The following is a 26396-nucleotide window of genomic DNA, read 5'->3' as shown; positions in this document are numbered from 1 at the left end:
GTAGATCTATGTCGGAGCCTGAGAATGTATATCATACTCACCTGAGAATTCAGCACCTAACATTTCGAAGCAACAAAAAAAGGAACCCTGTGTACACAGGATTCCTCACGTTGTGGAGTGCTCGGCAACTCCGTTTAGATCACTTCTAAATTATTCGTACAATGAACGATAAGGACATGATTATGATTATGTGCTCTCGATCCGTTCGATCATACTGGTTTAGTCTGCAAAATAGTCTTCAGGCACATAACGAATCTCTGAACCTGCAAATATAGTAAGTGCTTGACTTTCCTTGTTGTACTCCACCTTGTCCCCTTGTACATAATACCAATGCTTCACCAGGGGCTGATCTTTACGTTGTACAAATCGAAACACATTCAGCTCCTGTCTAAGCTGCAGAATCTGCTCGACTGTCTGCTTGTCTAACCCTGTGACAGTAAAGATAAAGTGGGTTCCATCATGCTGATACCGATAGGACGACGTATCTGTTTTACTATTCACCAGCCCTCGTCCTGTCACTGCATGTTTAACCATAAACCACTCTTGCTGAGTCATATACGCATCCCCTATTCTTCGAATTTATCCAAGCCAGTTCGATTCATTAAGGTAGATCAATCAACATGAAAAATACATCCTCGCTCGCTTGAAGCTCCAACGATGGCGTTTCTTCTACACGAGCGGTATCACCGGTAGACAGGTGGAATTCTCCGTTCAAATCAAGCTTGCCTTCAATGGAAAAAATGTAGCTGCGCCGACCAGCTGCCTGCTGAAATGACAGTGTATCCCCTTTACTCAAACGACTGAGATAAATGGTCATGTCCTGCTGGATGGATGCAATTCGAGGCCCGCCCTCTGCAGATACGATTGGAACAAGCTGACCCGTAAGCGCATCTGGATCAAACGAAGTCGTCTCATAGGATGGTTTCAGTCCTCTGGTGTGCGGCATAAACCAGAGCTGGAGTAAGCGTACCTCCTCCTGATCTGAAGCATTATGCTCGGTGTGAATGACACCACTGCCTGCAGACATCCGTTGAATGCCACCAAATGATGTGACCGCCACATTGCCCAAGTTGTCCTCATGGCGTAGTTTACCGTTTAATACAATCGACACGATCTCCATATCACTATGCGGATGTGCGCCGAAACCACGACCTGGAGCAATGACATCATCGTTAGCTACACGCATTGGACCAAAAGCAGTGTTCTCAGGATCTTGATATTCTCCAAAAGAAAAGCTGTGACTACCACGTAACCAGCCCCGATCAAAGCTTGAACGGGCATCGGATGGAATAAGGTTAATCATGGAGCTCATCCTCCTCAACATTCTTATTTTTTCTTAGTAGCATACTTATTCTCATTGTACCAAAAACGTAGTCCCATCGTCCAAAACAAAAAAGCCTTGTCCGCTTATCTTCATTCCCGTAATATTACCCGGAATTCCGACAAGCGAGGCAAGGCTGACTTTGACGATACATAATGACGATATTATTCTTGTTAACCTTATCTATCAGGTCATAGCAATTTACTTTTAATTTAAACTAATGAACCTAAGTTAAGCACTCACATTCTGACGTACAGTGCTCTGTCTGGATAAGATCTGATCCAATGCCAAGAAACGGCTTCCTGCAAACAGCAAGGTCAACGAACCTGCCAGAAGCATGTAGTCTAGTTCAGTTCCATTCAAGAATGGTGCGCCCACTTTGGCTGTGAACAGTACACCTACCATAATTGCAACAAATGCTGCAGCGAATACACGTGTGCCTAGACCAAGGATCATTGCTGCACCTCCAGCCAGCTCAATAACCGCCACAACCGAGGCGAGGAAACCAGGGACACCAATGCTCTCAAAGAAACCAACCGTACCGCTAATCCCACCTTCGAATTTGCTCCAGCCGTGCAATACAAAGATCAATCCAATCATAATTCGAGAAAAGAACAAACCGATCTCTACGGTTCTCGTATTCATATCCATCATCCTCCTACATATTCATATCGTTTCAAGTGACATCTTCTCCATGTATCTCACCCAATGGACCAAACAAACAGGACGGAAAGTAACAAGATTACGGTAGCCGAAGTCAGAACTGCATAACGTGGCAGAATCAATCTGACATCTTGTTCGGGATCCAGCAGTCTAGAGATGCGGACATTGACCGACGTATCAGCAAACGACGATTGAGCCGCCATGCCTTTGGCATGCCATTGTTCTGGATAGGCACGGATAAGCTTGAGCAAGGCACTTCCAATCCCCGCTGCATTACCCGTACGTTCGATAGCTTCATTATCTGCCAAAATCTCCCTAACCACATGGTAGTGCTTAGACGTATGCTTCAATACAGGCAGGTAAGGCATCATGATGGCAAACACCGACAACAACATTGTCTTTAGTGGGTCACGGTGCCATAGATGGTGAACCTCATGATATACCACTGCAGTTTCTTCCTCAGCATCAAGCATACTTAGCAGTCCAGTAGATAACACAACATATGGTCTCCAGAGGCCGATCGTAAATGCAACTGGTGACCGCTTGTCCACGATAATAAAGCCTGGACGTTTCAGATGTTGATACGTTGCCTCGAATTCCCTCGACAGTGCCACATTCTCCAGCGTACGAAGCTTCTGAATTGCTGCTCGTGTCTGCATCATCCGATCAAGTAACAACCAACCTGTTCCAGCAAATGTGAGACACACCAGCACGAGCAGAACATGTCCTACGGATACCCAGCCTAACCGGCTCATCCAGTGATTGCATAGCCAGAGTAGATTGAACGGGATATCCCACCCGAAAATTTTGTACATCGCGTACATAAACATCTGCATGAACACAAACAACGGAATGCCAATGCCGACGGTAAACAGTAGCTTCGAGCGAGCTCTCCACATGTCAGTTGCTATCCTTTTTCCATTGTTTGATCTTCTGTTCCAGTCGTTCAATCAAACTTGAATCTGCTTCCTCCAATGCATCCAGCATATGATTCAACGCCAGAGCACCAAATTCATCCACCAGTTCATGGGACAGCTCTTTGGATTGGTTGTTCATGAACTCCTCCTTGCTCTGTACCGGCTGGTACAATGACGTTCTACCCTTCTGTGTCTTGCCGAGCAGCCCCTTGTCCACGAGCCGATTCATAACCGTCATCACGGTATTGAAATTAACATCCTTGTCCTTCTCTAGTGCGGCTTGAACCTCGCGGATACTGCTTCCCGGACGAGCCCACAAAATATCCATAATCTTCGCTTCCAGCGGACCAAAGAAACGATTCAGCCCACGTTCACCTACTTTGAAATTATTTATTCTCATTTCCGACACCCCTCACACTACCCATTGTAGTGCCATCAAGTAAGAAGTCAACCTTTATGTCAGCTATTTATTGTAAATGATTTGTAAATATGTTTTCCATTTCAGTGCAATGATTGGAACTTATAGGGTGACTCTTGATCCCCAAAAAGCACGAAGACCAGGCAGTTCCGCAAGCAATGCGGTTCTCCCTGGCCTTAATATATCAATATCATATCTTATGACTATAATGAGAAAATTAGTGCTTATTACCGATTTTGTGGCGGCATATGAGCCGAAATATCTACACCAAGCCCTTGAGCCAACCGAGCACCGAATTGTCCATCTGCGCGGAAGAAGTGACATAGTGCACGCATCTGGGTATCTGCAGGCACTCCTTTCAGATCATTGACCAAATTATCTAATAGATGTTGTTGCTCTACAGGAGTAAATGAACGGAAAAGCTCCCCTGCCTGTGTGTAATCATCTGTCTTCTCCAGCTTCTCCCGTGTAATCTCACCATGCAGTGGAACCCGGCTATCTCTATAGGTAGCATCCTCCTGTGGGCTGTTACTAGAACTGTTCGGTTCATAGTTGACCGGAGAAGGATCCTGGTTCACATTCATGAGACCATCCCGCTGGTGATTGCGTACCGGCGCATACGGGCAATTCACTGGAATTTGCAAATAATTCGGGCCAAGACGATGGCGCTGCGTATCTGGGTAAGAGAACAAACGCCCTTGTAACAATTTATCCTCCGACGGCTCAATGCCTGGTACTAATGCACTTGGTGAAAATGCAGCTTGCTCCACTTCGGCAAAGAAGTTCTGTGGATTACGATTCAACGTCATCGTGCCCACCGTTTGGAACGGGATGACGTCTTCAGGCCATATTTTGGTGGGATCGAGCGGGTCAAAAGCAAAGTCATCCATGTGCTCTGGTTTTAACAACTGAACCTGCAGCTTCCACTGTGGGTATTGTCCGTTCTTGATATGATCGTGTAAATCCCGGGTGGCATGATTAAAGTCCTGCCCTTGAACCTCGGCAACTTCTTGACGGGAGAAGCCGCGTACACCTTGGGCAGACTCCCATTTGTATTTCACGTAATGAACCTCGCCTTGAGCATTGATCCATTTGAAAGCATGCACACCAAACCCATCCATCTCACGATAATTAGCGGGTGTACCCAGATCAGAGAATAACCAAGTCATCATATGTGTTGACTCTGGGGTAAGGGTCATAAAATCCCAGTATCTTGCCGGGTCTTGAATGTTCGTGTCTGGTGCAGGCTTCAATGAGTGAACCATATCAGGAAACTTCATGGCATCCCGAATAAAGAATACAGGTAAATGGTTGCCTACAAGATCGTAATTGCCTTCTCGGGTATAGAACTTAACGGCAAACCCACGAGGATCACGAGCCGTCTCGGGTGACCCTGTTCCATGAATAACAGTGGAGAAACGAACGAGTACATCCGTCTCCGTGCCTGGCTCTTGAAGGAAATCAGCACTCGTATACGCCGTCATACTCTGCTCCAGTGTAAATACACCATGCGCACCAGCACCTCTAGCATGCACTACACGTTCTGGAATACGTTCACGGTCAAAATGGGCGATCTTCTCCAGCAGGTGATAATCCTCAAGTAATGTTGGCCCTCTCCTGCCTGCTGTACGGGAATTCTGATTGTCACCTACAGGTGCACCTTGATTGGTTGTCATACGTTCTGTCATCTTGTTTTCCTCCTCATGTTGGTCTCACGCTTGCTCTATGTGCTCTATGATTAAGATCATATTCAACATTTGATCGAATATACATTTAGACTTGATCTAACTGTTAAAATGATTCTAACATGTCTGCTTTATCGCTTGCATGAGGTTTACATGAGCATAAGATGAGGGTCACATGGCTTTCGCATGAACGAACTTCATGATTGTAGAAGTTGTTCAAAAAGACCCTTTTTGAACACGCACATATAGGCACAAAAAAAAGCGGACTAATCCGCTAGGCGGTAGCCCACTCCTCTTACCGTTACAATATATTTTGGGGAAGCTGCGTTATCGCCCAATTTTTTGCGCAAGCTTTTGATATGCACATCGACGACATTACTTCCTCCTGTGAAATCCGTCTCCCAAATATCGCTAAGCATCTCTTCACGGGAAATGACTGCGCCCTTGGCATCGATCAGCTTAAGCAAAAGATCATATTCCGTCTTGGTGAGATGAATTCGATCCTCATCCCGCTGCACGCTCATCCGCTCTCGATCCAGCCATAGATCTTTGAATCCGATCCGTTGCCCTTCCTTAGGCAAAAACCCACGCTTCGGCACAGCCGGGCTGTTGCCAATCATCCGCTGCACGCGGTATAGAGCTTCCTGCGGCCGTGCCGGCCAGACCAACAACTCTTCCTGAAGCATCGGGCCGCTAGCATTGCCAATCATTTTCTCCCCTACAAGGTACAAACAAGGCGTTGTATATTCTGCTTCTCGATTCAAACGACTGCTGATTCCAGCGAAGGCATCAATTGTCCCCGCAACAGATAGGTCATAGACGAGAAGATCAAAATCAAGACGTTCATGCAAATCTGGTTCCCAGCGATGGAAGACCAGCACATCAAAGCAACTATCCGTCAATGCTTTGACCAGTTCGTGAACCTGGCCTGGCATAGGGCTAATGAGAATAACACGTCTTGTAATCGGACAAGCTTCTGCCAATGGAGTTGGATCCATCAGAGCAGGCTTGACCCGAAGTGGTAAACGCCGACCCGACAGGTTGATTTTTACTTGATCCGTTTGTTTTTGCATTCCCCGCAGACACCTCCAAAGACCACATGGGCATGGTCAATTGCATATCCGGTTTCTTCAGCCACCTGCTTCATCCATTGTGCGGGGACCTCCGTCATAACCTCGTCCACTTTACCACAAACTTCACACATAATATGTTGATGGTCATCCATTCGGGCATCGTAGCGACTTGCCGTCTCACCGAGCTTAAGCTCCCGAATCAATTCTTTATCCGTTAAATAGCGAAGTGAATTATATACCGTACCATAGGCAAGGTTATAACCTTGCTCTACAAGACGGTTCATTACGTCTGCCGCTGTAGGATGATCCTCTGAATGACGAACTACATCATACACGGCCTGTCGTTGTATAGTCAGATTTAGAGTTCTCACAAGCAATTCTCCTTTATTCCCATTCTATAGAAGGACACAGTCTATAAATACTGTGACACACAGAAACATTTTGATTTAGATTAAGTATAAATCTTAATGTATAATGAAGTCAACATCAGTGGCTACACTAGAATTCAACGAATTCTCTATAATTCCCAGTACTCACATCCACTATTTGGGATAAATTGGTTCGCTACTAGCTTCATTTTCAGATAAAATATAACAATGTGTGTAAAGGGGGATGCTCATTGTTCAGCACTTTTTTTGTTAATCTTTGTATCATGATCACATTTATGTACGTGTCCGGAATTATCGCTAAATTCTATAGCATCCGTGTTCCCTTTCCATCCATACGTGTGCAACTGATCGGGGGTATCCTGTTCGGTATATATGGTACAGTATTAATGAATTATTCCTTCAGTATTAATGAAAGTACAATCGTAGATCTAAGACATCTTGCGATCATAACAGCCGCCGTATATTTAGGTGGAATGGCCTCCTTCATCTCAGGACTCGTAATCTCCATCCTGCGTGTAGTGATCTTTGGTCTATCCTCCTCTGCTATAGATGCAGCATTTGTCATGGTCCTCATCGGTCTAGCTGGGGTATATTTCTCTTATGCTCCTTGGTCTAGATTAACTAAAATCTTGACGATGAACTTATTTTCTATGGCATTAATTTTTATTATTCTACTGATGAATACAACAAGCATTAATGAATTTATGAAAATATATCCTGTACAATTAACCATCTCATTCATCGGCGGAATCTTTATTTACTTTATTGCCGAATTTATTAACAAGTCGAATGAATTGTTATTTACGTTGGAACGAAGGGCTTCAACCGATCATCTGACGAGCTTGAATAACCGGCTTCAATTTGAGAAGTCACTCAAATTCCAACTGGAATATGCTAGAGAACATCAGAAGAAATTGTCCCTACTGGTGATTGACATCGATCGCTTCAAAAGAGTAAATGACTCCTTCGGCCACACCTCGGGTGATGCCGTTCTGAAGCAACTGGGGCGGCTTCTCATTGAACATGCACGTCCTGTGGACATTGTCTCCCGTAACGGGGGCGAGGAATTTGCTATTTTGCTGGTCGATTGCGATCAGCAGCAAGCTCTGGCTGTTGCGGAACGGATACGGAAAGCTGTAGAGAGGTATCTCTTTTCTCTTCCTGACGGAAATACAACACGTCTAACCGTTTCGATCGGCGTGGCCGTGTTTCCAGATAACTGCGACGACAAAGATGACGATGACTTCTTCGAGCAGGCGGATCGTGGCTTGTACGAGGCCAAAAATACAGGACGGAATCGGGTATGTGTTATGAAGAAGCGCTCACTGCCACTCCCTGTGCAACATAGATTATAGTGTCTCGTTATATAAAATGAACTAAAGAATCTTACACTTACCACTCCGATGACAGAGTAACCTTCCGATCACGTATAAGATTAAAAGGGATGTCCTCTCATCCGTCCATCTAGGCGGTTTGAGAGTGCATCCCTTTCTTCATTTCATATCGTTCAGACGCCGATAGGCCACCTCATATTAAGCCAAAATTTGCTCAATCTCTTCAATAATGGACGCATCCAACTTCACACCAGAAGCTACAACGTTCTCCTTCACTTGTTCTGGACGACTTGCGCCTACAAGTGCACTAGATACATTTTGTTGACGCAGAATCCAAGCAAGTGCCAGTTGACCCACCTTCAGATCTAGCTTGGCTGCCACCTCGATCAGTTGGCGAACTTTACCGATTCGATCTGCATTGATCTTGCCTTCGTCCCAGCCGAGCTTGGCTGCACGGCTATTCTCAGGAATATCCGATATTGACGTGTATTTCCCGGTCAATAAGCCTTGAGCAAGCGGAGAATAAACAACTTGTCCAATGCCTTTTTGTTCACCTAGTGGAATAATCTCCTTCTCGATGTATCGATCAAACATATTATATACCGGTTGGTTCACCACGATGTGATCCAATAACAGACGATCTGCTGTACCCAGCGCCGCCTCCATCTGAGCTGCTGTCCATTGGCTAACACCCACATACAGCACCTTACCTTGACGTACCAGATCATCTAACGCGCGTAGTGTCTCTTCAATCGGTGTTTCCGTATGGTAGCGATGGCAATAGTAAATGTCCACATAATCGGCTCCAAGACGCTTCAAGCTCGCGTCGCATTGCTCCATAATATGTTTGCGGGATAATCCCTGGTCATTAGGGCCGTCGCCCATTTTGCCAAATACTTTTGTTGCCAGAACATAAGAATCACGAGAGTATGCTTTCAACGTCTGACCAAGCAGCTCCTCTGCTGCGCCACGCTCATACACGTTAGCTGTATCAAAAAAGTTAATACCTTCATCGAATGCGGTTTCAATCGATTTCACCGCATTTTCACGTTCCACATATCCTCCGTATGTCAGCCAGCTACCCAAGCTGATTTCGCTTACTTTCAGTCCGCTTCCACCTAATCTGCGATACTCCATTGATTGCACATCCTCCTTGTATAAATCATTTATGATGACGTTCCCTTCTATTGTAACGCAACTGTACACGTTAAACGAATCATTTTGACCAGACTCCAAAAAGAAATAAGCGCACCTGATGAACAGATGCGCTACAGATCCTATAGATGACCCTCTAATGCAAGATAACGCTCAACGCGTTTAATAGATCAGCCTGTCTCACGGGTTTCGTTAGAACGGCGTCAAATACTTCTGCCTCTTGGGGGTTAATATGCATACCATAGGGCACGAGTACAATAATCGGCAGTGCGTGAGCACGAGATTTCAGGTTATGCACAAAATCGACCGCACCACCTTCGACCAATCCCATATCAATTACCGCTACATCCGGGCTGAAGCCGTCTTCCATCCAGCTATATGCCTCTGCTGAGCCTGAGGTCATATGCACATCCATCTTCCATCTTCGCATCAAGGAAGATACACCCTGCAAGATGTCCGGGTCTTTGGCAAGTAATACCTTCGTTCCCTTCAATCGCTGCTGGATGCTGGTAAGCTGAGGTAGCTCCCAGTGTCTAAGCAGTGGCAGCCTAATCTGGAATTCCGTCTCGTCTTCCCCCAAGCTGTTGATCTGAATACTTCCATTCATCAGAATCGCTAGATTCTGACTCACTGCTAACCCCAGATTCGTACCAACGATCCGCTGTGTGCTGATACTCCCGTCTGAAGTATGAAGCACCTGTCGCATCTTGTCCGCAGGCAGCATCTTGCCGCTATACTTCACATTCAACAGGAGTACAGCTTGGTTGTCTGTACTCTCTTCATCCACAACGGCCGTGATCAGCACCGAACCAGTCCGTGTATAATCAATAGCGTATTTCAGCACATGTGCCAGCAGTTGCCCAATCTTGATCTCATCCCCTACAAATACTTGGGATACATTCATCTCCAGGTTCAAACCAACCTCAATACCCTTGCTGATCGCCTGTCCAACATGAAGATACACCGTATTCTCAATTGTAGACACCAGATCAAATGGATCATCGTGTACAACCGTTTTGCCTGTATCATTGATGTTGAAGTTCATCATGTTGTTCAGTAAGGATAATAATATATTGCCACTTGTCTCAATCATGTTCACATACTCCAGATGCTCTTCGGGCATATCTGGCGTTCGCATGAGATCTGTTAACCCCAGAATCCCGTTCAATGGGTTGCGAATTTCGTGGCTCATTAACGCAAGCATCTGCGTTTTGGTCATGGCCTCGGACTCGGCTCGTTCCTTCTCTGCTTGCAACTGAGCCTTTAGCTGTTCCGTATCATTCAGCTTCTGTTCCTGCATCAACAGGCTATCTTCGAGATCAATGACGTATCCGAGAAAAACAGCCATCGCTTTCAGTGTTTTCATATCCGTTTCACTTAGTTGGTAATCCGGGTTGTCCATTAGGCAGATGGTACCAAACGCATCACCCGATCGCCGCAAAATAGGGACTCCGATGAAGAATCGACTCCCCAAACCATCCGTCACATCCATAAAACGTGTTAATGGATGCTGCGCCGTATCTTTAATGGTTAGCTCACTGCTTTTATCTTGCAAAACCAAACTACAGTAGGATGTCTCAAATGGAAGCTCGCTACCTTTAGTGACCAACTGCTCATGACGGTTAAATGCCTCAAGAATCACATTCGTCATGCCATCATTGCTGGCAACGAAGATGGTATTTACCTGCAGAATCCCACTTAATACGTCCACGATGTGGGTCGCAGCTTCCTGTATATTTTCATAAAAGCCTCTTGCAACACCTGTGGTTCCCATGACTCACCCCTCTTGTCTAAGCTGCGCTTCAAATTAGAATCAATCCAAAAAGATATATGAGGGTAAAAAAAACTCCTGAACCAGTTGTCACAACCTGTACATATATGTTTTAACACCACGGACATTCAGAAGAATCACACAGGCGATTTCAGGATCGCTGCTCATTCTAGGAAGCTCCTGTTTCGCTGGATCTTCACGCTAGGAATGGCCGATGATCATCTACCATTAATCCTAGATTTTATGTCCGTGAGCGAGATGTTTTGACGCGGTGTAGCATAAAAAGAAATTATACTCTTCGAATTCAACTTTGGAAACCTTTATCCACATTCTGCAGACATATCTCCTGTTTAGCCATGATTATGATGTGATCATTATCACACCCAAAAATCCATATATAGTTTATAAATGGATAATGAAAAACTACATGTAGTATTTAATCAGGCTTAGCCAATATATACTCTCATTATAGGAGGAACCTTAAATGAATATGCTTGAATGTGCCTCTCCACCAGCAAATGACCTACTATCTGACCTTGGCAGACGGATTATTGGGGCTGAAGATGCGGATACGTTAAGGGAGAATGCCAACCTGAATGGAGATTCATTTAGCGGAAAAATGAGCCGGCTCGGTTCAGAGACAGCTAAATGGCATGCTGTTCGCCATGTCCTGCCCGAAGGTCTTGCGCAAGCTGTGGAGCATGGAGACCTCTATGTTCATGACCTTGATCAGTATGGACTCGGCACAACCAACTGTATCTTCATTCCATTTGACCGATTGCTCGCCTCTGGCTTCAATACGGGTAACGGCTCAGTCCGTACTCCCCAGACGATCATGTCAGCGATGGCATTGGTAGCTATTATTTTTCAATCTCAACAGAATAGTCAATACGGCGGTGTATCTGCTAATAAAATAGATTGGGATCTTGCACCTTATGTGCGGCGCTCCTTCCGGAAGCATTATCGTAAAGGGCAACGCCTCTTTGGAGAGCATGCTTACATTCCGGATGAGCAACTGTATCTGGATAGTGCTGAAGCACAGGAGCAATGCCCACGTGCCTATGATTTTGCCATGGATGAGACAATCCTAGAGACCGAACAAGCTGCTGAATCATTGATCCATAACCTTAATACTATGAGCAGCCGTGCTGGAGGACAAATTCCGTTCACATCACTTAATTACGGAATCTGCACATCAGCCGAAGGACGACTCGTATCTCGCTCGTTGCTAGAAGCTACCATCCGTGGTCTAGGGAACGGGGAGACACCTGTATTCCCACAGCATATTTTCCAGTGTAAACAAGGGGTTAATCAGGCTTCTGGAGAGCCCAACTATGATCTATTTCAGCTTGCCGTCACCTGTTCTTCGCGCCGCATGTACCCTAATTTTGTTAATGTGGATGCTTCGTTCAATCTGCCGTTCTATCAGCCAGATGATCCGGACACCATTATTGCTACGATGGGATGCCGTACACGTACACTGGCAGACCGGTTCGGACGTAACCGTCAGAGCGGAAAAGGTAATCTGTCTTTCAATACGATCAACTTGGTTAAACTAGGTATTCGGTTCGGCATCTGTCAGGGAACACGCGCTGTAGCCGATCGGACAGGCTTTTATGCTGCACTTCAATCGGTTATGGAGCAAGCAGCTTCAGGTCTGCTTCATCGATATCAGATTCAGAAGGCGCAGCCAGCTAAAGCCTCTGATTTTATGATGCGTGAGGGTGTATGGGAAGGTGGTAAACAATTAGATCCCGATGAACCGGTGGCTGATCTCTTGAAACATGGTACGTTATCCATTGGTTTCATCGGTCTTGCGGAATGTATGACTGCTCTATATGGACGACACCATGGTCAAGATCCTCATATTCATCAAGAAGCAGTAAATGTCATTCGTACGATGCGCGAATTCTGCGACCGAATGAGTGAATTACATAACTTGAACATTACACTGTTCGCTACACCTGCCGAAGGTCTATCTGGTAAATTCACAACGATTGACCGTAAGCGATTCGGTTCGATTGCAGGTGTTAATGACCGTGAGTATTACACGAATTCGTTCCATGTGCCTGTATATTACAACCTACCTGCCTACCGCAAGATTGAACTTGAGGCACCTTTCCATACGCTATGTAACGCCGGAGCAATCTCCTATGTTGAGCTTGATGGGAATGTGCGGGCCAACACGAAGGCTTTCCAGCGAATTGTGCAATATGCATTGGCACAAGATATTGGCTACTTCTCCATCAATCACCCCATTGATCGCTGCCCATCTTGCGGCTATGAAGGTGTCATTGGGGAGAGCTGCCCGAACTGTGGCATTCACGAGAACAATGTGCATTTCCAACGTCTACGCCGGGTTACCGGTTATCTCACCGGGGATTACAAGGTACGATTCAACGGTGCCAAACAAGCTGAAGTTCGAGATCGGGTGAAGCATAAGTGAACCTGCACGGCTACATCCCTGAATCTGTCAATGAAGGCCCCGGCTTACGTGCAGTGTTGTTCATCAGTGGCTGTCGCCATGCTTGTCCAGGCTGTTTCAGCCCAGACTCATGGAGCTTTCGCTCAGGTGAGCCGTTTACGAAGGAAAAGCAGCAAGAAATCATGCATGAGGTTACAACCCATCCTCTGCTGGATGGCGTAACCTTATGTGGTGGCGACCCCTTTTTCTCGGCAGCCGATCTGATCCCTTGGGTTCAACAATTTCGAGCCCTACGCTCTGATCTGTCTGTCTGGGCATACACTGGATTTACGTATGAAGAACTAGTGCTGGAGCCGTCTCGGGCAGCACTAGCCGAATTATGTGACGTCATTATTGATGGGCGTTATGTCGCCGCGGAACGAGATGTTTCTTTAGTTTATCGCGGTAGCCGTAACCAACGAATTATTGATGTGAGAGCAACACAAATCAACCAGAAGATCGTTACCTTGCAGATGGATGCATCGTAACGTCTTTTTTTTCTTTTGTAAGCATACTTCATAAGTTTTTACGCAATGTCTTTGCTTGATCTATTTTGAACTCTGTTAGATGACGATATATAATATAGGCATGTATTAAATATTTTGCTAGTATTTCATTTCAAGTCATTTAGGAGGATCATTACATATGGATATTGTTCAAGCACTAATTGCGGTTATGCCTTATTTTCGAGTGGCCATGCGTCAAGATGTAACCCTTTCCATTATCGATCACGAGAAATTTTTGTATTTTTCTGCGGGAGAATCACTGAAGCAACTGAATTACCAAGCTGGAGACCCTCTGCTGGAATCCAATACGAATTTTCAAGATTTAAAAGGCGGTACAGAAAAAAGATGGGATCACTATCCCAAAGAGTTATTCGGAATCCCTTTTGATGTTGCTTTTATTCCCATTAAGGATACTCAAGGGAACATTCTGGCTCTCTTAAACATCCTGTATAGCATGGATGACCAAGATCAGCTTCAACAGCTTATGGATGCAGCCGACAACCTTACCAATCAACTCATGGACAGCGTACAGCATGTCGCTGCACACTCGGAAGAACTCAGTGCCACGACGGAAGAGATTTTGAACAATTCCAAAGAAGCGGTGCAGAAATCGAGTAACGTCAATCAGGTTGCCAGCTTTATTCGCGAAATATCCGAGCAGACGAATCTGCTTGGCTTAAATGCAGCCATTGAAGCTGCTCGTGTAGGTGAAGCAGGTGCAGGATTTGGAGTCGTTGCTAAGGAGATTCGCAAGCTGTCTGTAGATACCAAGGATGCAACTACTCGCATTGAAGAATCTCTTCTAGCTGTTCGGCAATCGATACAGGGAATGGAAAATGAGATTGGTGAGATTAGTGCGAGTTCGCAAGAACAGGCAGAACTCGTTAACAATTTTATGACAACGATCGATGAATTAAATGCAACCAATCAACAGCTCAAACAATTTATTGATAAAATTATTAAAACAGAAGCACAATAGCAAATTCATTTGATAATTAAAGCAGCCCTGCCTATAAGACACATTTCAGAATGATTAAACAATGATTCGTCTGTGAAATATAAGTTGCACAAAAAAGAACCTTCGAGCCCACCATACACATGGTTTCGAAGGTTCTTTGCATTAGATTAATAGGATTTGGCTCAATTAGCGAATCTGAAATTGGCTGAGACGCACTCCTGCTGATAATAGGATATATACATCCTGTATGCCTGATGCACCCGTAAGCTCTGCTTTTACCGAAGACCATTGTTGGGCTCCACCTTGTGCCAGCTCAGTACGTCCTGCCAATGTACCATCAGGGGAACCCAATCGAACTTCCACTACAGCCCCCTCCTGTTCGGAGGATACACGTGCTTCCAGCTCAGTCGTTTCACTGCCGAGATCTGCATCCTTATACAGAACCCATCCCCGTTCTCCAAGAGCACGGATAGCTGTTCCGCCTTCTTTGCTCTCATCCAGATCTACACTGAGGTACGCATCATAGTTCTCAGCTCGTGTAGAGACACTCAAGTTTCGGGCTGGAATTGTCTCTCCCTCAACCGTCAGATCGGCAACAAGCTGAATATCCGAAGAGGATTTCCCCACCATAATCGAATAGGTTCCAGACTCTACCACATAGCGATCCTGAGTCACATCCCAGAAGGCCAATTCTTGAACTGGAAGCTTGAAGCTCACGTTAACGGTTGCTCCGGCTTCAATATGAAGGCGACGGAATCCTTTTAACGTTTTGAGCGGACGTTTCACACGAGATTTGCCTGCACGTACATACAATTGTACAACCTCATCGCTCGCGATTGTGCCTGTATTCGTGACATCCACAGTTACCGTAATATCATCTTCTGTTCCTGCCTGGACAGGTCTCAGCTCTAGATTGCTGTATTTGAATGCTGCATACGTCAATCCATGTCCGAACGGATACAATACATTTCCTTCAAAATATTGATACGTACGGCCTGATTGAATAATATCGTAGTCTTTAATATCTGTAAGCTGATCTGCGGATTGTACCCATGTCATGTTCAGACGACCTGCTGGAGCGTAATCGGCATATAGTACATCGGCAAGTGCATTTCCTAGCTCCTGTCCTGCATGGGACGTGTACAATACAGCTGGAATGTTCTCTTGTACCCAATTGGAAGTGAAGGGATAGCTGCCTACAATGACAACAATCGTATTCGGATTAGCAGCATACACGGCTTCCACTAAGCGTTGCTGGGATTCTGCCAGATCCAGACTTGGGCGGTCGATCTCTTCCTTGCCGTTCACCAGCGGGTTATTACCTACGAACACAATGGCCGTTTCAGCTTCCTTCGCTGCCGCAACTGCCTCTTCCACACCATCCACAACAACGTCCTTCTGGAATGTTTCCGCACTGCCAAAGGACTTCAGTTCTTCCGAAACGGCGAATGCATCGTTTCCATCATTCGGTGCAGTTACCGTCTTGCCATTCCATGTCGTTAAGCCCACGCTGCCGTCCGGCTGTGGCAACAGATGGAATACTTCCTTCACGAACCAGCCGTATACTTCATTCGCAGATGCCGTTACTTTTTCTTCATCCGTGGTCACATATTTACCATTGCGTTCAGATTGCAGCGTGTAGCTGCCAAATCCCCAGTCCGTAAGTGTAAAGGTATCTGCTTCTCCAGCAGCAATCAGTGGTGAATGCTCCCCTTCAGCCAGACCAACCGCCTTGCCGTTCGCTACTGAAGTTAGCGTAATTCGGTCATTTCCATCCTGGAAGAGCACTTTGTCGCTGCCCACTTTGCTCTGAATCGCCTCTAGTGGTGAGACACTATATGGCATGGTGCCTGCATACCAATCTCGATATACGGTGCCGCCCAGTGTACCAATTACCGCCACTTTGCCCGCTTTGGTTTTGTCCAATGGCAGAGTGCCGTTCTCGTTTTTGAGCAATACAACCTGCTCTCTTGCTGCTCTCAGTGACAACGCTTTGGCTTTGTCTGTCATCATCGCTTCTTCTCCAATGGATGCATACGGATTACCTTCCTCTGGATCGAACTCACCTAGACGGAAGCGAACACGGAAGGTGTTGAATAGCGCGTGGTTGATATCCTCCCATGCAAGTATGCCCTGCTCCAACCCTTCGCGAAGAGCTTGCTTGGACAGATCAGCATCATCGGTAATGCTGTCGATCCCTGCTTTGACCGACTCTACGGTACCTGGTGTATGCGAATCATAGTACTTATGATCATTCTTAATACCCATCACATCGCCTGCATCACTGACAACAAAACCATCCATTCCCCATTCACCCTTAACAATCTCGTTCACATAAGGATGTAATAGAGCCGGCGTACCGTTGATGGAGTTATATGCAGTCATCATCGACTGCGCGCCACCTTCTTTGAATGGCTTCTCAAACGCTTTCAGGTAATATTCACGCATATTACGCGGATCAATGCTGGACGAGCCACTGCCACGATCTACTTCATTGTTGTTCGCAAGGAAGTGCTTCAACGTTGCAACTGCCTTGTAATACTTCGGATGGTCACCTTGAATCCCTTTAACAAGTGCTGTAGACAGCTCTCCTGTCAGTTCAGGGTCTTCACCATAGGCTTCCTCATTCCGTCCCCAACGTGGATCACGCTCCATATCAACCGTCGGTGCCCAGAGCGTAAGGCCGTTTACTGCTGGATTGCGTTTATAAAATACACGTGCCTCGTCCCCGATAACGGAGCCGATCTCTTTCAACAGATCTGTATCCCATGTACACGCAAGCCCTACCGGTTGTGGGAACGATGTTGCTTCTCCCAGCCATGCCAAACCATGAGCAGCTTCAGTACCATGTTTATATGCAGCAACACCGAGTCGTTCTACCGCTGGCTGATACTGTAACATGGATTCAATTTTCTCATCTTCAGTTAAACGGGATACAAGGTCTTTCACGCGGGAGTCTAGTTCTAATGATGTATCTTGAAAAGGATATTTTGTTTGGTTGGTCATTGTATGGAATCTCCTTTGAATTCAAAATGATAGCGAATACATAATAAGTGAAGGCATACCTATTCAATTGTACCTAATGGATATGTATATGAACAATGAAGTCCTTATACATCCTATGTTTTGTTACTCTTTTTCCACTATAAAATAAATTACCTAAAACGGTTTCGATAATACTCTTATCATATCGTATGTTCATCAAAAAAAATAGAGGTTACCTCAGGAAAATATGAATAATCCTCGGAAAGTCCGTCATGTATTGTTTTTTTCTCGCTTAGTGTGGCAATCATGACAATAGAAGATTGATTTACTGCGCCTATACATCTAGAACCCATTGGATTTAAGAGAAGATACAGGAGGAATAGATATGAGTGATCAGCAACAACCCCCGGTGGGACTGCCTCCCATTCCGGAATCGCTATGGAGGGCTACGCACGCCTTCGATTCATATCCCAAACTGGAAGAAGATACGACAGCGGATGTAGCCATTATCGGTGCAGGTATTGCAGGTATCACAACAGCGTATTTGCTATCCCAAAAAGGGCTACGCGTTGTCGTTCTTGAAGCAGGTAAGGTGCTGGATGGAACAACTGGACATACCACGGCGAAGGTATCTGCACAGCATGGCGTCATATTCAACGAGATCATGCAGCACTTCGGACACGAACAGGCACGTATGTACTATGAAGGTAATGCAGAGGCTGCAAGCTGGATGCGTGAGCTGGTGAAGTCACACAAGATTGATTGTCAGTGGGCTGACGAGGATGCTTACGTGTATATCCAATCCGAAGAAAACTTGAAGAAGCTTGAGATTGAGCTAACAGCCTATGGGAAGCTCGATATCCCTGGTCAATGGGTTGATCCACTCCCTATTGATGTTCCATCAAGAGCAGGCATCAAGATGCCAGGACAAGCTCGCTTTGATCCGCTAGCTTACCTGCATTTTCTACTAGACTCCGCTGTGAAAAATGGGGTTCGCATCTTCGAGCATACAACGGTAACGGATGTGGAGGAAGATGCTAATTTACATGTTAGAACCTATGGGAATGGTCCTTCGGTTACAGCCGAGCATGTGGTCGTTGCCTCTCATTTTCCAGTGTATGATCCTGGTTTTTATTTCACCAGACTTCATGCCGAGCGTTCTTACGCTGTAGCTGTTGAGCCACAGAAACCTTTCGCTGGTGGCATGTACATCTCTGATGATGAACCATCCCGTTCATTGCGTACCGTCCTGCATGAAGGAAAGGAATTGATCCTTTTTGGCGGAGAGAACCATAAAACCGGCCAAGGCATCTGTACGTTTGGTCATTATGAGCGGTTAGAACGCTACGCCGCAGATACTTATGGCATTCGCAACATCCCATTCCGCTGGTCTGCACAGGATCTCATCTCACTCGATAAGGTTCCTTACATCGGCCCAATCACCGGAAGACATGAGCGTGTCTACGTAGCTACCGGTTTTGCCAAATGGGGTATGACCACAGGTACGATGGCCGGGCATCTGCTTGCCGATCGAATTACGGGTGTAGAGAATCCACATGCTGAGATATTCCATCCAGCAAGATTCAAGAGTGATCCAGGGTTCAAGAATTTTATTGTGGAAAATGTTAATGTTGCCAAAGAATTAATCTCTGGCAAAGTAGGCATCGTGCACAAACATGTGAATGAGCTCGGCAATGATGAAGGCTCAGTTGTCCGTCATGATGGCAAACGTGCTGGAGCATACAAAGATGCTTCCGGGAAGCTCTTCCTGGTTGATACCACCTGCACCCACCTTGGGTGTGAAGTGGAATGGAATGAAGGCGAACGCTCATGGGATTGCCCATGCCATGGTTCACGATTTAATTATACAGGAGAAGTCATCGAGGGGCCTGCAGTCAAGGATCTCAAAGTGCTCGAAGCAATGGAATAAAGCTTTATTAGCAAAAATCAGTATGCAGACCTGGATAGAGTTCCGTCTTCAGACGGAGGCATTATATCCGGGTTTTGCGTATACTGAGGTAATAGAATATACATACATAAATTTACATTTGGTATAATAGATTGGATTAGGATCTATCAGTTGCACGAGAACATACAGCATAAAGCTGTGTTCCAGAACTATTTTAAAATCACTACCTTGCATTATACAGTACTGAATGCTATTCTATATCCACAGCTACTGAACAATACACACTAGTGATTGAATACGGAATGAAGGAGGAACCTGTGTGAATGTAAATATCCAGTTCAAAAAAGGAGTGTTGGAGCTATGCGTCCTGGTCCTAATCAACCGTCAGGATCGTTATGGCTACGAACTGGCTCAGGCGGTCTCCAAACATATTGAAGTGGCGGAAGGTGCGCTATACCCACTTCTACGCAGGCTTGTGAATGACGGCTATTGCACAACTTATTTGCAGGAATCAACGGAGGGGCCTCCACGTAAGTACTATAAGTTGTCTGATGAAGGTCGTGTTTACATGGATACCCTTACCGAGGAATGGAATGAATTTGTGCGTAATGTCGCACATCTTATTGAGGATGGTAACTCGAATGAATAAACAACAATTTATGCAACTTATGGAACTGCAGCTCAGCGCTATGGATCCGCAAGAACGAGCAGAGTTACTTGCTGACTACGAACAGCATTTTGAGCTTGGGCTTGTGGATGGACGAACGGAGGAAGACATTGCCCGCGAACTTGGGCAACCAGAGGAAATTGCACGTGAAGCACTTGGTGACCGGTATGTCATGGATAGTATGACTATGGGGACTGATTATTCTTACGAGAGTATGCCTACGAATAGTTCTCCACCAAAGAGTAGTACAACGGCGCGTAATGTGTTTACTGGGATCGGACTCGTCTTCCTGAATCTTATGTTAGGTCTCCCGCTTGGTCTACTCTTATGGTCCGTCTGGCTCACCGTTGCTGGATTCTCTCTTCTCGCCTTAACGCCTATAGCTGCCGTGATTGATCTATTATTCTTTGGAGAATATGTGCCTTCAAAGTTGTTCTTCTCTATTGCAGCATGTGGTATAGGCATTCTGTTTGCGATGTTAGCCAGATTCCTATTCAAAGCCTTCAGCTCCGTGACGCTTCAATACGTAAGTTGGAACAAAAAAACGATACAAGGGGAGTATAATGGATGACTACAAAAAAATGGTTCGTCACAGCCTTGTTATGTATTCTGATTGGTCTGGTTGGCGTATCGGTATACGGCGTTGAATTCGGCAATCAGCGTGAAGATTATTCCAAACGTTGGGACTTTAAGAATGATGAATTGCAGCGACTGCTGATCGATGCCAATCTCAATGCCAACATTCAATTCATAGTGAGCCCTGAATCTCAGGGCTATATTGAAGCAGATGGCAAATGGGATAAAGATAGCATCGAAAGTCTGGAGAATGCTACATTATCTGGTGGTACGTTTAATCTCGTCAAACCCGATCGTGTCCGCATTGAATTTTTCAATTTCAATTGGAGCAACTCAAAGCCAACCTTAACCGTTGCCATTCCTGAAGGGCATACGCTAGATGAAGTGAAGCTCACTTCTTCCTCCTCAGACTACAATCTGGCAGGACTGCATGCCAACACACTGGATATTACGAATACATCTGGCGAAGTTCGATTGAAGGACATTACGGTTCCCCACATTGGGCTGAGTCTTACCTCTGGAGATATCTCTGGCTCAGGGATTCAAGGCGATATGAATGTGAAAATGACCTCAGGCAGCTTCAAGATGGACGCTGTTACTGGAAATGTCAGCAGTGATCTGACATCCGGCGATTTTCAGATTAAAGAACTCGCAGGTGCAGCTAATGTAACGTTCACCTCAGGAACGGTAAGAATCGAGCAGACGACTGTAGCTCCGATTGACGTGTCAGGGCAATCGGGCGATATTACCATTAAAGCTGCACCTGAATTCGCAGGTTTCTATGATGTTAAGGTTACTTCGGGAGATATTAACATTCCAGAATCCCCGATGACAAGCACAGAGGTCATTAAGGCTAGAGCAACTTCAGGCAGTATTAAGATCACACAATAATGATGAAGTAAAAATCCAAACCGTGGGTAATATAGTATAATTGAATGCTATACAAATTGAACTATACATTTACACGGGAACGGAGAGGGCAGAAATAACCTGAAGAAGCGTAGCGTTCGCCTGAAAGCTTTCTGAAGGAAAGCTACATCGGAAGCATAAGCTATCCCCGGATTTCTCCTTTAGGGAAAAATTCAACAAAATCTGGGGATAACAGCGATCGGAAGCTTGCTCTGTCATCGGAGTGGCAAGTGTAAATATTCTTTAGTTTAATTTTTATAGATCATCTCGAAGGAGGAATTACCCACATGGAACTTAAGAATAGAACAGCGATCATCACTGGTGCAGGTAAAGGGATTGGTCGAGCCATCGCAGAGGCACTTGCCAAAGAAGGTGTGCATCTTGGACTGATCGCCCGCACAGCTTCGGATTTGCAAGCACTCCAACAATCGCTTAGTCAAGAGCATGGTGTCAAAGTAACCAGCGCTATTGCTGATATCTCCGATCGTACACAGGCTGAGGCAGCTGTTGCTGCCATCGAGATGGAGCTTGGTGCCATCGATATTCTCATTAATAACGCAGGTATTGCTACCTTTGGCACACTATTAGATATGGACCCAGAGGAATGGGAGCGCATCTTGCATGTCAACGTCATGGGTACATATTATGTAACACGTGCTGTACTGCCAAGCATGATTAAAGAGAGCAGCGGAAGCATTATCAATATCGCATCTACGGCAGGTGAGCGTGGATTCGCTACGGGTTCAGCATATTGTGCATCCAAGTTCGCTCTGCTGGGTATGACCGAGTCCCTCATGCAGGAAGTGCGCAAATCCAATATCCGCGTAACGGCTTTAACGCCAAGCACGGTAAATACAGAGCTTGCTACGAATGCAGGCCTGAAAGTCGGCGACGAAGATCGCATGATGCAAGCGGAAGATGTAGCTGAACTTGCTTTGGCCACACTTAAACTCTCGGATCGTGTATTTGTCAAAGCTGCGGGCATCTGGACAACGAATCCACAATAAGATAAATAGCCCTATGCAAATGAAGCCGTCAGAGCAATTCTGGCGGCTTTTTGTCTTGCTCTCACTTGGCATTCTTCGCTCTCTCCATCATCGTTCTACACTACATTGGGGTACACAGGGACTAGGCGTTCCACAATTGATCCAAATCCAGCTCCTTCGATACGGCAATTAACACAATGGCGGGTTTATCTCCAATATTGGTGACCTCATGCGGAACAATGGCATTCCATGTGAAGGAATCCCCTTCTTCAAGCAGCTCCATGTCCTCGCCCTGCACTGCCCGAATGTTACCTTGTAGAATAAGGTGGCTCTCTTCGCCCACATGTTTGTTAATACCTGTCGACGCTCCTGGTGGAAGCTCCACGATGGACATGCGCATGGCACCCTTGGCGGTGAGATGCTGCACCTTGATCTGCCCACTACCTGCAGTGGTCTCCTGGCGCTCATGCTTGCGCACTACATTCATCCGTTGCTCCGGCGTCAGCAGCAGATAAGGAAGTGGCACGTTAAGATAATCGGCTATACTTTCGAGCGTAGCGATCGATGGTGATGTTTTATTATTTTCCACATTGCTAATAAATCCTTTGGACAAGCCTGTACCTTCGCACATTTGCATAATTGTAATCTGTTTCTGTTTGCGAATCGTACGAATGGCTGAGCCAATATCCATATCGCTCCCCTCCCTTCTCTGTATAAATGATCTATTCAATAATAGTCTGAGCGAAAATAATTCGATTACCGAACGGATCGGTTATGGTCATCTCCCTGGAGTGCCATGGTGTCTCCTCAATACCGGGTCTAGCATATTTATACTTGGGCAGTTGAAGTTGCTGATGCAACGCTTGTACATCCTCTGTCTCTACTCGCAATGCAGCTCCGGGCGTACAATCCCCATGATGCTCCGATAGATGGATGATAATTGTATCACGCGAAATCTGCATATATAAGGGCATATCCGGCTCAAATCGATGCTCCCAATCCAATTGAAAACCGAGGTAGTCCAGGTAGAATTCTTTTGCCTTGTTCTCATCAAACATTCTCAGAATAGGGACAATCCCCTTTAACATGCTCATCACGACCTTGATCATAAGTTGTAAACCCGTTGAATTGACCCACACCTATCTCCATCAAATATTCCTTATACACAACATAGTTCTATAATACAAAAAAAGATGTTGACCTCACAATGGATGCATGATAAATTTTGTTCATAAATAAGAATAATTATTTCATATTGGTGAACTTTTTTGATTTTCAAAATAGAAGCTACTCATTTCTTACCAAGGTGGTGTTTCCAATGCAATCAGCATATATTCATGAAGTCCGTCTCCCTGCTCATTACAATGCAGATCAAAAGTATCCCGTCATTTTCGCCCTGCACGGTATGGGATCGGATGAACAAGACATGCTCCGTTTAATGGAGCCGTTGCAGACAGATTTTATTATTTTTGCGGTACGTGGCCCAATCGTCCAAGGCGGCGGTTATGCTTTCTTTCAGATCAAGAGCATTGGCAATCCAATCCGTGAATTGTATGATGCATCCGCTCAGGGGCTACAGCAACTTATTGTTGAACTGTCCTCCAAATACGCTATCGACCCTGCGCGACGTTATATAGCTGGATTCAGCCAAGGTGCTATTATGGCGATGACCCTTGCGCTCGTGATGGGCGATGCCATCAAAGGCATTGTCGCGATGAGTGGTTACCTACCTCAATTTGTGAAAGAGGAGTACAAACTTCAACCGAATTCAGCATTGTCTGCGTTCATTTCCCATGGCGATCAGGATCATCTATTCCCACTGCATTTGGGTGAAGATAATGCGAATTTCTTCCGTCAATATACAGAGTACGTGACCTATGTACCTTATCACGGCGGACACCATGTGACCCCCGAGCTATACCAGCAATTGCAACACTTCCTTCGGACAGATGCGAACTTGATGACCGAAGAACCGAAAGGACTGAATTCATAATGATGCCATCTCTATTTATTGCACACGGTGCTCCATCCCTTGCATTGGAGGAAAATGCATACACTGAATTTTTGCAGGAACTCGGACAAACGCTACCTAAGCCTAAAGCAATCGTTTTGTTCTCCGCTCACTGGGAAGCAACGACGCAGCAAGTCTCTTCTGTCGCGGAGTATGAGACAATTTATGATTTTGGCGGATTCCAGCCCGAATTGTATCAGATCAAATACCCTGCTCAAGGACATGCTGAGACCACGGCTGAGGTCGCGCGTCTATTCACGGAAGCCGGAATTTCGGTTCAGACAGATGATGTACGCGGCTTGGATCACGGGGCATGGGTTGTGCTTCGCCTTCTCTACCCTGATGCCGACATTCCTGTTGTCGCTTTGTCCGTGAACCGATACCTGACAGGGGAACAACAGTATCAGGTAGGACAAGCACTCGCTTCCTTGCGCGAACAAGATGTTCTTGTTATTGGCAGCGGTGGGACCGTGCATAATCTCCGTCATCTAAACTGGGGCAGCAACGAAATAGATCCTTGGGCGCTGGAGTTCGACAATTGGTTACAGGACAAATTGGAGAGCTGGGATACCGAGTCTCTGTTTGCCTACGATACACTTGCTCCTTCTGCGCAAGCAGCCGTGCCTACACCAGAACACTTTGTACCGTTGCTACTTGCAATGGGTGCCGGGGATCGCAACAAACAAGCGACCTTGATGTTCAAAGCCTATCAGCTGGGTAATCTAAGTCTGTCCTGTTGGAAGTTTGATTAATTCATTGCATCGAAAAAGATACGAATACAATAAAGCGTGAGTACAGGTATCTCCCCTGTCGCTCACGCTTTATTTGTTGTTAATAGAGATGGAACCTGAGACCAACGTAGCATATAGACAAGGACTCCGGATTCTTGTGAGACTTTCTGGATTATACCTATAATATGAGGTGAAATCAGACTAGGCTTATTTTGTACATCATTCACCACTTGTATTTCAATAGTTCACTGGAGGGATGGGCATGCCGGAACAACGTATATATGCGTTGATGGACGAGCTAGACGGCTTATTAGATGAGAAAGTACAAGATGAGGAAAATCAGGAGCTACTCAGCGCCTATCGTGAGCTGGATGGTGTCACAGACGAACAATTGGATGCATTCGAGCAGGAACATAGCGTGCAGTTACCCGCAGATTTCCGTGCATTTTACAAACGCAAAAATGGGAGTGGTTACGGCTTTCATATCCTATATCCTACCGATGCCGAAGGCAACGAAGACACCGCATTTTATCTATTATCGCTAGAGAAGATTCACAGAGAGCAAGCCACAGTTGTAGAGAATAAGTTGGAAGACTTTTACACTGCTGAGGAGTTGAGCACACTGGATGCTCGAATCAATCCTTATCTGTTTCAAAAGAAATGGGTTCCCTTCGGTATGCTGGGAGGCGGTTCCCTATATCTAATGTTCGATTTCGATCCAACAGCAGAAGGGACATATGGACAGATCATTCTGTACAAGCATGAACCCGACTTTATCTATTATGTGGCTGGGACATTCACAGAGCTTTTGGAGCAATCCAACGAGAATTTACGCGCCTTGGACGCGATTGAATACTGAGGTTGTATAGCATTGCCATATACGCTCCTCCTGTCTTCAAATATCTATACTAGCCAGTTGATGATATGACCTTTTTTGCATAATGCTGGGATATGTAAAGACGGTTATA

The 26396-nt window shown here is 45.6% G+C and carries 25 protein-coding genes; 12 read left to right on the top strand and 13 right to left on the bottom strand.

Going from position 1 to position 26396, the window contains the following annotated elements; all coding sequences use genetic code 11:
• Window positions 1–219 precede the first annotated feature (219 nt).
• The 8 genes from MH215_RS15680 to MH215_RS15645 form a co-directional block, all read right to left on the bottom strand.
• Window positions 220–555: a hypothetical protein gene (locus tag MH215_RS15680; RefSeq protein ID WP_239291323.1), complete on the bottom strand. Its 336-nt coding sequence runs from the start codon at window positions 553–555 to the stop codon at window positions 220–222.
• Window positions 556–601: 46 nt separating this feature from the next.
• Complete coding sequence (locus MH215_RS15675; protein ID WP_239291321.1) at window positions 602–1303, bottom strand: pirin family protein; 702 nt, start codon at window positions 1301–1303, stop codon at window positions 602–604.
• A 249-nt stretch (window positions 1304–1552) separates the two neighbouring features.
• The gene (locus MH215_RS15670) at window positions 1553–1966 is read right to left on the bottom strand and encodes a DoxX family protein (protein WP_239291319.1); all 414 of its coding nucleotides are present in this window, start codon (window positions 1964–1966) and stop codon (window positions 1553–1555) included.
• A gap of 56 nt (window positions 1967–2022) precedes the next feature.
• A complete protein-coding gene (locus MH215_RS15665) occupies window positions 2023–2883 on the bottom strand; it encodes a M56 family metallopeptidase (RefSeq protein ID WP_239291318.1) in 861 nt (286 codons plus the stop codon).
• Window position 2884: 1 nt separating this feature from the next.
• The gene (locus tag MH215_RS15660) at window positions 2885–3301 is read right to left on the bottom strand and encodes a BlaI/MecI/CopY family transcriptional regulator (protein ID WP_056701974.1); all 417 of its coding nucleotides are present in this window, start codon (window positions 3299–3301) and stop codon (window positions 2885–2887) included.
• Window positions 3302–3546: 245 nt separating this feature from the next.
• Complete coding sequence (locus MH215_RS15655) at window positions 3547–5007, bottom strand: catalase (RefSeq protein ID WP_239291317.1); 1461 nt, start codon at window positions 5005–5007, stop codon at window positions 3547–3549.
• A 263-nt stretch (window positions 5008–5270) separates the two neighbouring features.
• Window positions 5271–6077: a winged helix-turn-helix transcriptional regulator gene (locus tag MH215_RS15650; protein ID WP_239291316.1), complete on the bottom strand. Its 807-nt coding sequence runs from the start codon at window positions 6075–6077 to the stop codon at window positions 5271–5273.
• On the bottom strand, window positions 6053–6448 hold the full coding sequence (locus MH215_RS15645; RefSeq protein ID WP_056701967.1) for a Fur family transcriptional regulator: 396 nt from the start codon (window positions 6446–6448) through the stop codon (window positions 6053–6055). The genes MH215_RS15650 and MH215_RS15645 overlap by 25 nt, the downstream gene beginning before the upstream one ends.
• 248 nt (window positions 6449–6696) lie before the next feature.
• Between MH215_RS15645 and MH215_RS15640 the strand changes: the two genes are divergently transcribed.
• Window positions 6697–7821 (top strand): GGDEF domain-containing protein, encoded by a 1125-nt coding sequence (locus MH215_RS15640; RefSeq protein ID WP_239291315.1) that lies wholly within the window; start codon window positions 6697–6699, stop codon window positions 7819–7821.
• 177 nt (window positions 7822–7998) lie between these two features.
• On the opposite strand, the gene MH215_RS15635 is transcribed toward MH215_RS15640, so the two are convergent.
• Window positions 7999–8937, bottom strand: a complete 939-nt coding sequence (locus MH215_RS15635; protein WP_239291314.1) for an aldo/keto reductase family protein — start codon at window positions 8935–8937, stop codon at window positions 7999–8001.
• A gap of 154 nt (window positions 8938–9091) precedes the next feature.
• Entirely contained in the window at window positions 9092–10729 is a 1638-nt protein-coding gene (locus MH215_RS15630) for a hybrid sensor histidine kinase/response regulator (RefSeq protein WP_239291313.1), read from the bottom strand.
• 481 nt (window positions 10730–11210) lie between these two features.
• On the opposite strand from MH215_RS15630, the gene MH215_RS15625 reads away from it, so the two are divergent.
• The 3 genes from MH215_RS15625 to MH215_RS15615 all read left to right on the top strand — a co-directional run bounded on the left by MH215_RS15625 (window position 11211) and on the right by MH215_RS15615 (window position 14675).
• A complete protein-coding gene (locus MH215_RS15625; RefSeq protein ID WP_239291312.1) occupies window positions 11211–13172 on the top strand; it encodes an anaerobic ribonucleoside triphosphate reductase in 1962 nt (653 codons plus the stop codon).
• On the top strand, window positions 13169–13678 hold the full coding sequence (nrdG, locus tag MH215_RS15620) for an anaerobic ribonucleoside-triphosphate reductase activating protein (protein ID WP_239291311.1): 510 nt from the start codon (window positions 13169–13171) through the stop codon (window positions 13676–13678). Before MH215_RS15625 ends, nrdG begins: the two co-directional genes overlap by 4 nt.
• 157 nt (window positions 13679–13835) lie before the next feature.
• A complete protein-coding gene (locus tag MH215_RS15615; protein ID WP_239291309.1) occupies window positions 13836–14675 on the top strand; it encodes a methyl-accepting chemotaxis protein in 840 nt (279 codons plus the stop codon).
• A 165-nt stretch (window positions 14676–14840) separates the two neighbouring features.
• Here the strand turns inward: MH215_RS15615 and MH215_RS15610 are convergent, their stop codons facing one another.
• Complete coding sequence (locus MH215_RS15610; protein ID WP_239291307.1) at window positions 14841–17660, bottom strand: glycoside hydrolase family 3 C-terminal domain-containing protein; 2820 nt, start codon at window positions 17658–17660, stop codon at window positions 14841–14843.
• Window positions 17661–18024: 364 nt separating this feature from the next.
• On the opposite strand from MH215_RS15610, the gene MH215_RS15605 reads away from it, so the two are divergent.
• From MH215_RS15605 to MH215_RS15585, 5 genes are all read left to right on the top strand, one after another.
• Window positions 18025–19569 (top strand): FAD-dependent oxidoreductase, encoded by a 1545-nt coding sequence (locus tag MH215_RS15605; RefSeq protein ID WP_239291306.1) that lies wholly within the window; start codon window positions 18025–18027, stop codon window positions 19567–19569.
• Window positions 19570–19867: 298 nt separating this feature from the next.
• On the top strand, window positions 19868–20197 hold the full coding sequence (locus tag MH215_RS15600; protein WP_239291305.1) for a PadR family transcriptional regulator: 330 nt from the start codon (window positions 19868–19870) through the stop codon (window positions 20195–20197).
• Window positions 20190–20786: an HAAS signaling domain-containing protein gene (locus MH215_RS15595; RefSeq protein WP_239291304.1), complete on the top strand. Its 597-nt coding sequence runs from the start codon at window positions 20190–20192 to the stop codon at window positions 20784–20786. Before MH215_RS15600 ends, MH215_RS15595 begins: the two co-directional genes overlap by 8 nt.
• A complete protein-coding gene (locus tag MH215_RS15590) occupies window positions 20783–21682 on the top strand; it encodes a DUF4097 family beta strand repeat-containing protein (RefSeq protein WP_239291303.1) in 900 nt (299 codons plus the stop codon). Before MH215_RS15595 ends, MH215_RS15590 begins: the two co-directional genes overlap by 4 nt.
• A gap of 305 nt (window positions 21683–21987) precedes the next feature.
• Window positions 21988–22707: a 3-ketoacyl-ACP reductase gene (locus MH215_RS15585; protein ID WP_056701941.1), complete on the top strand. Its 720-nt coding sequence runs from the start codon at window positions 21988–21990 to the stop codon at window positions 22705–22707.
• 121 nt (window positions 22708–22828) lie between these two features.
• Here MH215_RS15585 and MH215_RS15580 read toward each other — a convergent pair whose 3' ends face one another.
• Together MH215_RS15580 and MH215_RS15575 are read right to left on the bottom strand one after the other, a co-directional pair.
• Window positions 22829–23377: a helix-turn-helix domain-containing protein gene (locus MH215_RS15580; protein WP_239291302.1), complete on the bottom strand. Its 549-nt coding sequence runs from the start codon at window positions 23375–23377 to the stop codon at window positions 22829–22831.
• Between the two features lie 31 nt (window positions 23378–23408).
• Window positions 23409–23795, bottom strand: a complete 387-nt coding sequence (locus MH215_RS15575) for a glyoxalase superfamily protein (protein WP_481857442.1) — start codon at window positions 23793–23795, stop codon at window positions 23409–23411.
• A gap of 209 nt (window positions 23796–24004) precedes the next feature.
• Here MH215_RS15575 and MH215_RS15570 point away from each other — a divergent pair, with 209 nt between their 5' ends.
• The 3 genes from MH215_RS15570 (at window position 24005) to MH215_RS15560 (ending at window position 26287) form a co-directional block, all read left to right on the top strand.
• On the top strand, window positions 24005–24679 hold the full coding sequence (locus tag MH215_RS15570; protein ID WP_239291301.1) for an alpha/beta hydrolase: 675 nt from the start codon (window positions 24005–24007) through the stop codon (window positions 24677–24679).
• Window positions 24679–25449, top strand: coding sequence for a dioxygenase family protein (locus tag MH215_RS15565; RefSeq protein WP_239291300.1), 771 nt, complete (start codon window positions 24679–24681; stop codon window positions 25447–25449). Before MH215_RS15570 ends, MH215_RS15565 begins: the two co-directional genes overlap by 1 nt.
• 241 nt (window positions 25450–25690) lie before the next feature.
• The gene (locus MH215_RS15560) at window positions 25691–26287 is read left to right on the top strand and encodes an SMI1/KNR4 family protein (RefSeq protein WP_239291299.1); all 597 of its coding nucleotides are present in this window, start codon (window positions 25691–25693) and stop codon (window positions 26285–26287) included.
• Window positions 26288–26396: the final 109 nt, after the last annotated feature.

The sequence above is a fragment of the Paenibacillus sp. ACRSA genome, from assembly GCF_022346845.1.
GTDB lineage: Bacteria > Bacillota > Bacilli > Paenibacillales > Paenibacillaceae > Paenibacillus.
Note: the sequence above shows the minus strand (reverse complement) of the source record. Positions and strands in the feature narration are given on the sequence as shown.

Coding starts and splice junctions, on each gene's coding strand:
- MH215_RS15680 (WP_239291323.1), bottom strand. CDS start 555: ATGACTCAGCAAGAGTGGTTTATGGTTAAACATGCAGTGACAGGACGA.
- MH215_RS15675 (WP_239291321.1), bottom strand. CDS start 1,303: ATGATTAACCTTATTCCATCCGATGCCCGTTCAAGCTTTGATCGGGGC.
- MH215_RS15670 (WP_239291319.1), bottom strand. CDS start 1,966: ATGAATACGAGAACCGTAGAGATCGGTTTGTTCTTTTCTCGAATTATG.
- MH215_RS15665 (WP_239291318.1), bottom strand. CDS start 2,883: ATGTGGAGAGCTCGCTCGAAGCTACTGTTTACCGTCGGCATTGGCATT.
- MH215_RS15660 (WP_056701974.1), bottom strand. CDS start 3,301: ATGAGAATAAATAATTTCAAAGTAGGTGAACGTGGGCTGAATCGTTTC.
- MH215_RS15655 (WP_239291317.1), bottom strand. CDS start 5,007: ATGACAGAACGTATGACAACCAATCAAGGTGCACCTGTAGGTGACAAT.
- MH215_RS15650 (WP_239291316.1), bottom strand. CDS start 6,077: ATGCAAAAACAAACGGATCAAGTAAAAATCAACCTGTCGGGTCGGCGT.
- MH215_RS15635 (WP_239291314.1), bottom strand. CDS start 8,937: ATGGAGTATCGCAGATTAGGTGGAAGCGGACTGAAAGTAAGCGAAATC.
- MH215_RS15630 (WP_239291313.1), bottom strand. CDS start 10,729: ATGGGAACCACAGGTGTTGCAAGAGGCTTTTATGAAAATATACAGGAA.
- MH215_RS15625 (WP_239291312.1), top strand. CDS start 11,211: ATGAATATGCTTGAATGTGCCTCTCCACCAGCAAATGACCTACTATCT.
- MH215_RS15615 (WP_239291309.1), top strand. CDS start 13,836: ATGGATATTGTTCAAGCACTAATTGCGGTTATGCCTTATTTTCGAGTG.
- MH215_RS15610 (WP_239291307.1), bottom strand. CDS start 17,660: ATGACCAACCAAACAAAATATCCTTTTCAAGATACATCATTAGAACTA.
- MH215_RS15605 (WP_239291306.1), top strand. CDS start 18,025: ATGAGTGATCAGCAACAACCCCCGGTGGGACTGCCTCCCATTCCGGAA.
- MH215_RS15595 (WP_239291304.1), top strand. CDS start 20,190: ATGAATAAACAACAATTTATGCAACTTATGGAACTGCAGCTCAGCGCT.
- MH215_RS15590 (WP_239291303.1), top strand. CDS start 20,783: ATGACTACAAAAAAATGGTTCGTCACAGCCTTGTTATGTATTCTGATT.
- MH215_RS15585 (WP_056701941.1), top strand. CDS start 21,988: ATGGAACTTAAGAATAGAACAGCGATCATCACTGGTGCAGGTAAAGGG.
- MH215_RS15580 (WP_239291302.1), bottom strand. CDS start 23,377: ATGGATATTGGCTCAGCCATTCGTACGATTCGCAAACAGAAACAGATT.
- MH215_RS15575 (WP_481857442.1), bottom strand. CDS start 23,795: ATGATCAAGGTCGTGATGAGCATGTTAAAGGGGATTGTCCCTATTCTG.
- MH215_RS15570 (WP_239291301.1), top strand. CDS start 24,005: ATGCAATCAGCATATATTCATGAAGTCCGTCTCCCTGCTCATTACAAT.
- MH215_RS15565 (WP_239291300.1), top strand. CDS start 24,679: ATGATGCCATCTCTATTTATTGCACACGGTGCTCCATCCCTTGCATTG.
- MH215_RS15560 (WP_239291299.1), top strand. CDS start 25,691: ATGCCGGAACAACGTATATATGCGTTGATGGACGAGCTAGACGGCTTA.